Genomic DNA, 6,448 nt, shown 5'->3' with positions numbered 1-6,448 from the left:
GGTCCTTCCGGCCCGGCGCGAAGGCCGCGGAGCTCGCCGGGACCCCCGTGCTGGTCCAGATCGCCGACCTGGACCGGAGCGCCCCACCTCACGCCGCGAGCACCGCGGCGTTCGCCGCCCGCGCCGAGGTGCGCCACTACCCGGGCGATCACTTCGATCTCTTCCCCGGCCGGCCGTGCCACGACCTCGCGGTCACCCACGCGCTGCACTTCCTGCGCCATCACGTGGGGTGACCGACCGATCCGAACTCATCCGAATTTCTCCGAACTTCTTGTTGACGCATCACCATTGAGGCGCTACTGTAGGTGACACAACAACCAATCGTCCCGGTGTCCAGCCGGGGACCACCGAAGGAGTCACCATGACCGCGACGCTCACCGACCTCACCGGCACCTGGAACATCGACCCCACCCACACCCGCCTCGGCTTCGTCACCCGCCACGCCATGGTCACCAAGGTCCGCGGGTCGTTCAACGACTACACGGGCACGGTCACCGTCCCCGCGGAGGGAGTCGACGGCGCGACCGCCGAGGTCGTCATCACCGCCTCCTCGATCGACACCCGCAACGCCGACCGCGACGGCCACCTGAAGTCCAACGACTTCTTCGACATGGACAACCACCCGGAGATCACCTTCCGCTCGACGAAGATCGCGGCCAACGGCTCCGGCGGCGTCGACGTGACCGGCGACCTCACCATCAAGGGCACCACCAAGTCCGTGACCATCCCGTTCGAGTACGAGGGCACCGCCACCGACCCGTTCGGCAACCTCCGCGCCGGCTTCGAGGGCACCACGGTCATCAACCGCAGCGACTTCGGCCTGACCTGGAACGCGGCGCTCGAGACCGGTGGCGTGCTCGTCTCCGAGAAGGTCACCCTCGAGATCGAGCTCTCGGCCATCAAGCAGGCCTGAGTCCCGCCCGGCCCGCCCGGCCCGGCCGGGACCCCCGTCCGGCCCCGTGACGCCCCCGGGGCCGGATGACGCCACCCGGCCGGACGACGCCGCCCCCCACCTCGTCGGAGGTGGGGGGCGGCATTGTCTGCGCCGGAGAGACCCGGCAAGAACTGCACCGCCAGGCCCTGGCCGCCAGGCCCTAGCTGCCAGGCCCTAGCTGCCAGGTTCTAGCCGACAGGTCCTAGGAGACGACGACGAAGACCGCGGAATGCGAGCCGTCGGCGTCCTCCCAGGTCCCGCTGAGTGTGCCCGGCGAGCCGATCAGAGGGCGGTCAGCCTCGGCGTCGTTCTCCTCCGAGATCACCCGGATCACCTGAGGTGCGGCATCGGCGTCGCTGTCGCCCGTCGCCCCGTCCCCACCGCCCCGCACGTTGACGGGCGACGGGGTGACCGTGCCGTCCTCCACCGCCAGATGGTCGGCGGCGGTGTCGCGGTGACTGACGACCCGCCGCACCTCGGTCACGTACACGGGGTCCGCCGGCGCGTCGTACACCCAGCGACGACCGAGGACAGAGTGTTCGAGCGTCCCGACCAGTGCGTCCTGCGCCCCCGGGAGCTCCGCCCCCCGGTAGGTCACGGGGACGTGGAACGTGCGCGCACCGTCCGAGACGAGGAATGCCTCCATGCCCACCTCGCCGTCGGGGTCGACGAACCGGTAGGCGGTCACCTGCTCCAGCCGCGCCGGGTCACCGTCGAACCACGACTGGCGGCGGATCCACGCCCGGAGCAACTCGAGTTTGCCCGGGCTGAGGACGGCGTCATAGATCTCGGCGGTTCCACTCATGGGACAAGCATCCCCGGAGAGCGTCGACGCGGCAAACACTCCGCGAGATGAAGAAGAATTTGTCCGGGCGCCGTCGCTCCAGCGCATCACGACATTCCACCGACCGGGCTCCGACGGGGAGTGATCGCGGTCACAGCACGCTGGCACTGTCGCCGTTACGGTGGCCGCCGTGTCTCCGGGAGACCCCGGCGCCCGAACGAAAGGTGACCACCATGAAGAAGACCATCGCGATCATCGGTTCCGCTGCCGCCCTGTCCTTCTCCGGTGCGGGACTGGCCGCCGCCCAGAGCGATCTCCCCGGGCTCGACAGCGGGTCGGTCGGCGCCCCCACGACCGTCGAGACGGACATCGACGGCGCCGAGACCCCCGCCGAGGTCTCGGACATCGCGCAGCAGCTCTGCGGCACGATCTCCGCGTACGACTTCCTCGGTTCCGTCGGCGGCGTCGCGCCCGGACTGTCGGGCGAGGAGTGCGAGGCGAACGCCGACCTGGCCATCTCCACCGCGATGACCGGCGACATCGCGGGCGCGATCGACATCCTCCGTGGCATCGACGCCGAGATCCCGGGGGACGGTGACACCGACGGCACCGAGACCGACGGCGACGACACCGCTTCGGAGGACACCGCTGCCGACGACGCCACCGGCGACGACGTCGCGACGGGTGGCGCCACGGTCGAGATCGACGCCTGACAGACCCGACCCGGCCCCGGCCCCCACGACGGGGCCGGGGCCGCCGTCATCTCCAGCCGGGCCCTGTCGGATCGGCGGTCCCCTATCGGGCCTCGTCGCCGCCCGCGGTCACGAGCTCACCGAGGAGCTGGTGGTCGATGTGGCCGGGCTCGGTCGACTCCATGAAGTCGACGAGGATTCGCTCGACCGCGGCGGGGTCCTCGACGTGCGGATAATGCCCGGTGCCCTCGACGATCGCGAGCCGGCTGCCCGGGATCGCCTCGTGGGTGGTGTGCCCGTGCGAGACGGGGATGATCGGGTCGCGGTCGCCCCAGATCAGCTGGAAGGGCAACTGCGCCGCCAGATAGAGCCTGTTGCTGGCGGAGACGGCCTGCCCCTTGTTGTCCACGACCGCGCGGAGGGTCTTGAAGAACGTGCGACGGTGCCCGGGCCTGCCGAGCGACTCGTACGCCGCCCACGGCTCCTCGAGCGCGATCGCGCGGACGCCCCTGCCGGTGAGGAACCCGCGGGCCTTGTCCCCGGCGGACACCAGGAACGGGGCCGCACCCGCGGTCAGCAGGAGCTCGGCTCCGGGGACCGCGAGCAGGCGCAGGATCCAGTTGACCTCCTTGCCCAGGCCGCCGCTGCCGATCAGCGCGATGCGCTCGCAGAAGTCGGGGTACTGGTAGACGAACTGCAGGGCCACGCCGCCACCGAGCGACTGGCCGATCACCGTGCACCGCCTGATGCCCTTGACCACCAGCAGGTCGCGCAGGGCGGAGGCCATCGCCCCGAGCGAGTAGTCGTCGAAGTCGAGGGAGCTCTCCCCGTGGCCCGGCAGGTCGGGGGCGATGATGTGGAACCTCGATTCCAGGCGCGGGATCAACTCCCGCCAGGTGACGGAACTGCCCGCCATGCCGTGGATGAGGAGCAGCGTCGGCTTGCCCTCGCCGGCTCCCGCCTCGCGGTACGCCAGCTCGCGTCCGTGGAGACTTGTCCGCTGTATCTCGGTCTTGTGCACATCGCTGTTCTGCATGTCGCATTCCCCCTCGGGGACGGTCTCCGCGCCGTACCTCGTCGCAAGGAGCACCTCGACCCATTGTGCGCCATCAGGGGCCCGGGGAGCAGTTCTCTCTATCACATCCGGCCCGGACGCTCATCCGAACTCCAGCGCGAGCCGCCGGTGCCGGTGGGCGAACAGTGCCCCGACCACCACACGGACGACCGATCCGGGCACCAGCGCACGCGGTACGGCCCGCAGGGTGTCGGTGACGCGGGTGGAGCCGTCGGCCAGCGATTCGAGCTCTCGGCGGTGCTCCCACACCCGACACGACCCGAGCTCCGAACGCTCCTGGAAGAACCGGGGAGCCTCCAGGTCGACCAGGACCAGGTCGTCGTACTCCACGGGGATGACCCCGCCGAGCAGGATCCACGCGCGCCCGATCGGCCGACCCAGCGGCACGTCCGCGATGGAGGCCCCCGCCAGTCGCGCCGGGAAGCGCATCCGCAGCAGAGGCCGGAACTCGTCACTGACCCCGTCCGCGGTGACCACGCGCGCCCACACCTCGTCGCGCGGGGCGCGGACCACGCTCGCCCGCACCACCTCGACGTCCGTCACGGCAACCGCTGACCGGAGATCGCGCGGGCGATCACCAGCTGCTGGATCTGCTCGGTGCCCTCGAAGATGTCGAAGATCTTGGCGTCGCGGTGCATCCGCTCGACCGGGTACTCGCGGGTGTACCCCACCCCGCCGAGGATCTGGATGGCGCGCTCGGTGGCCCACACGGCGGTACGGCCGGCCTTGAGCTTGGACATGGAGCCCTCGGCCCGGGCCATGGGCTGCCGGGTCGCGCCCAACCACGCGGCCCGGCGGACCAGCAGTCGCGAGGCGTCGATCTCCACCGCCATGTCCGCGAGCAGGAACGAGATGGCCTGGTTCTCGATGATCGGTCGGCCGAACACCACCCGCCCCTTGGCGTACTCGAGCGCGTACTCGTGTGCCGCCCGCGCGATGCCCACGGCCATCGCGCCCACGGTGGGTCGGGTCCGTTCGAAGGTCGCCATGGCGGCCTGGCCCCCGGTCCGCTCGCCCTCCCGGGCGCGGGCCAGCTTCTCGTCGAGCTTCTCCTTGCCCCCCAGCAGCGCCGAGCCCGGCACGCGGACGTCGTCGAAGAAGACGTCGGCGGTCGCCGACGCGCGTAGGCCGTGCTTCTTGAGTCGGGGTCCGGCCTCGATCCCGGGGGTCCCGGCCTCCATGACGAAGGCGGCCTGGCCGCGGGAACCGAGCTCCGGGTCCACCACCGCCTGCACCACGAGGACCGAGGCCACCCCGCCGTTGGTCACCCAGGCCTTCTGCCCGGAGATCACCCACTCGTCCGTGGCCTCGTCGTAGCGGGCGCGGGTGCGCATGTTGCCGACGTCGCTTCCGGCCTCCGGCTCGGAGGAGCAGAACCCGCCGACCGCCGGTTCGGCCTCGGTGCCGTAACAGCGGGGCACCCACTCGATGATCTGCTCGGTGGTCCCGGCCGAGGCGATGCCCGCGGCGGCGAGTCCGGTGCCCATGATGGACAGGCCGATCCCCGCGTCGCCCCAGAACAGCTCCTCGCACAGGATCGGGTAGGACTGCCCGGTGGCGTCCTGTCGCAGCGTGGCCATGATCTCGTAGCCGTACAGCCCGATCTTGGCGGCCTCCTGGATGATCGGCCAGGGCGTCTCCTCGCGCTCATCCCACTCGTGGGCGGCCGGCCGGATGACCTCCTCGGCGAAGGCGTGGGCCCAGTTCTGCAGCTCGCGCTGCTCATCGGTCAGTTCCATACTGAAGGTCATCGGGTCCTCTCGGTGGGGTGGTGGGTCAGCGGGTGGCGGGGTCGCCGCCGGGTGACGCGGGCTCGTCGTCGTCCGGTCCGGACCTCTCGTCGTCGGGCCCGGATACCACGGCGCGGTCGCGCACCAGTCCCGGCGCCTCGCCGGGTTCCCGGTCCACGTCCCCGTCCGTCCCTCCGGCCAGGTATCTCACCACGGTGTTCACCATGGCGGTGACGGGCACGGCGAACAGCGCTCCCACGACGCCGAACAGGTAGGTCCCCGAGGCCACCACCACGATCACGGCCAGCGGGTGGAGGGCCACCGCGTGACCCATGAGGACGGGCTGCAGCAGGTGCGACTCCACCTGGTGGACCACCAGGACGATAGCCAGCATCGCGATGGCGATCACCGGTCCCCGGTCCACCAGCGCCAGCGCGGTCGGGATCAGCCCCGCGACGAGCGTGCCCACGATGGGGACGAACGACGCGAGGAACACCACCACCACGATGGGGATCACGAAGGGCACGCGCAGCACCAGCGCACCGAGTCCCACCCCGGTGGCGTTGATCGCGGCCACGGTCAGCTGCGTCCGGGTGTAGGCGCCGAGGCTGCCCCAGCCCTGTCGCAGCGCGCGGTCGACGTTGAGGCGGCTCGCGCGGGGGAACCACCCGACGAAGAACGCCCACAGCTTCTCCCCCTGGTAGAGGAAGAAGAACAGGGCCACCAGGCAGATGAGCAGACCGGCCACCGCGTCGACGGCCGTGTGCCCGAACTGGACCGCGCCCGCGGCCACCGCCTCGGAGTGGGACTCGATCCAGGCGCGGACCTGCGCGACGGCCTCCTGGAGCCGGTCGGCGGTGAGGTGGAGCGGGCCGTCCTCCAACCACTGCAGGGCGGTGTCGACGCCGCTGCCGAGTTTCTCCCTCATCTCCGGGACCCCGGTCGCGAGCTGGGTGGTGACCAGCGCCAGCGCGCCCACCACCAGCGCCAGGACCCCGAGGACGACGACGAGCGCCGCCAGCGCCCGCGGGACCCGCCGGGGCACGCGGTCCACCAGCGGCCGGAGCATGGCGGCGAGCAACACCGCGATCGCGAGTGGCGCCAGGATCACCGACAGTCGGCCGATGGCCTGGCCGAGGATCCACCCGCCTCCGGCGATCAGCAGCAGGCAGGCCACCCAGGCCGCGGCCAGGACCACCGGATACGGGAGATGGGATCGGGGGATCGCGGCGA

7 protein-coding genes and 1 pseudogene are annotated in these 6,448 nt (G+C 71.2%); 3 read left to right on the top strand and 5 right to left on the bottom strand.

The window, feature by feature from the left end:
* Together G6017_RS02810 and G6017_RS02805 are read left to right on the top strand one after the other, a co-directional pair.
* A pseudogene (locus tag G6017_RS02810) lies at positions 1-233 on the top strand (alpha/beta hydrolase); the annotation flags it as partial.
* A gap of 128 nt (positions 234-361) precedes the next feature.
* Complete coding sequence (locus G6017_RS02805) at positions 362-913, top strand: YceI family protein (RefSeq protein WP_179524060.1); 552 nt, start codon at positions 362-364, stop codon at positions 911-913.
* Between the two features lie 223 nt (positions 914-1,136).
* On the opposite strand, the gene G6017_RS02800 is transcribed toward G6017_RS02805, so the two are convergent.
* Positions 1,137-1,739: a CG0192-related protein gene (locus tag G6017_RS02800; protein WP_182615835.1), complete on the bottom strand. Its 603-nt coding sequence runs from the start codon at positions 1,737-1,739 to the stop codon at positions 1,137-1,139.
* 212 nt (positions 1,740-1,951) lie between these two features.
* Here G6017_RS02800 and G6017_RS02795 point away from each other — a divergent pair, with 212 nt between their 5' ends.
* The gene (locus G6017_RS02795; protein WP_241731344.1) at positions 1,952-2,431 is read left to right on the top strand and encodes a hypothetical protein; all 480 of its coding nucleotides are present in this window, start codon (positions 1,952-1,954) and stop codon (positions 2,429-2,431) included.
* Positions 2,432-2,513: 82 nt separating this feature from the next.
* On the opposite strand, the gene G6017_RS02790 is transcribed toward G6017_RS02795, so the two are convergent.
* From G6017_RS02790 to G6017_RS02775, 4 genes are all read right to left on the bottom strand, one after another.
* A complete protein-coding gene (locus tag G6017_RS02790) occupies positions 2,514-3,446 on the bottom strand; it encodes an alpha/beta fold hydrolase (RefSeq protein WP_182615837.1) in 933 nt (310 codons plus the stop codon).
* A gap of 120 nt (positions 3,447-3,566) precedes the next feature.
* Positions 3,567-4,028 carry an Rv1443c family protein gene (locus tag G6017_RS02785; protein ID WP_182615833.1) on the bottom strand — a complete coding sequence of 154 codons (462 nt, stop codon included), beginning with the start codon at positions 4,026-4,028 and terminating at the stop codon, positions 3,567-3,569.
* Complete coding sequence (locus tag G6017_RS02780) at positions 4,025-5,236, bottom strand: acyl-CoA dehydrogenase family protein (protein WP_182615831.1); 1,212 nt, start codon at positions 5,234-5,236, stop codon at positions 4,025-4,027. Before G6017_RS02780 ends, G6017_RS02785 begins: the two co-directional genes overlap by 4 nt.
* A 25-nt stretch (positions 5,237-5,261) precedes the next feature.
* Positions 5,262-6,440 (bottom strand): AI-2E family transporter, encoded by a 1,179-nt coding sequence (locus G6017_RS02775; RefSeq protein WP_347237933.1) that lies wholly within the window; start codon positions 6,438-6,440, stop codon positions 5,262-5,264.
* Positions 6,441-6,448: the final 8 nt, after the last annotated feature.

Source organism: Dietzia sp. B44 (genome assembly GCF_014145245.1).
Taxonomy (GTDB): domain Bacteria; phylum Actinomycetota; class Actinomycetes; order Mycobacteriales; family Mycobacteriaceae; genus Dietzia; species Dietzia natronolimnaea.
The sequence above is the reverse complement of the archived record's forward strand: the minus strand, read 5'-3'. Positions and strand labels throughout refer to the sequence as shown.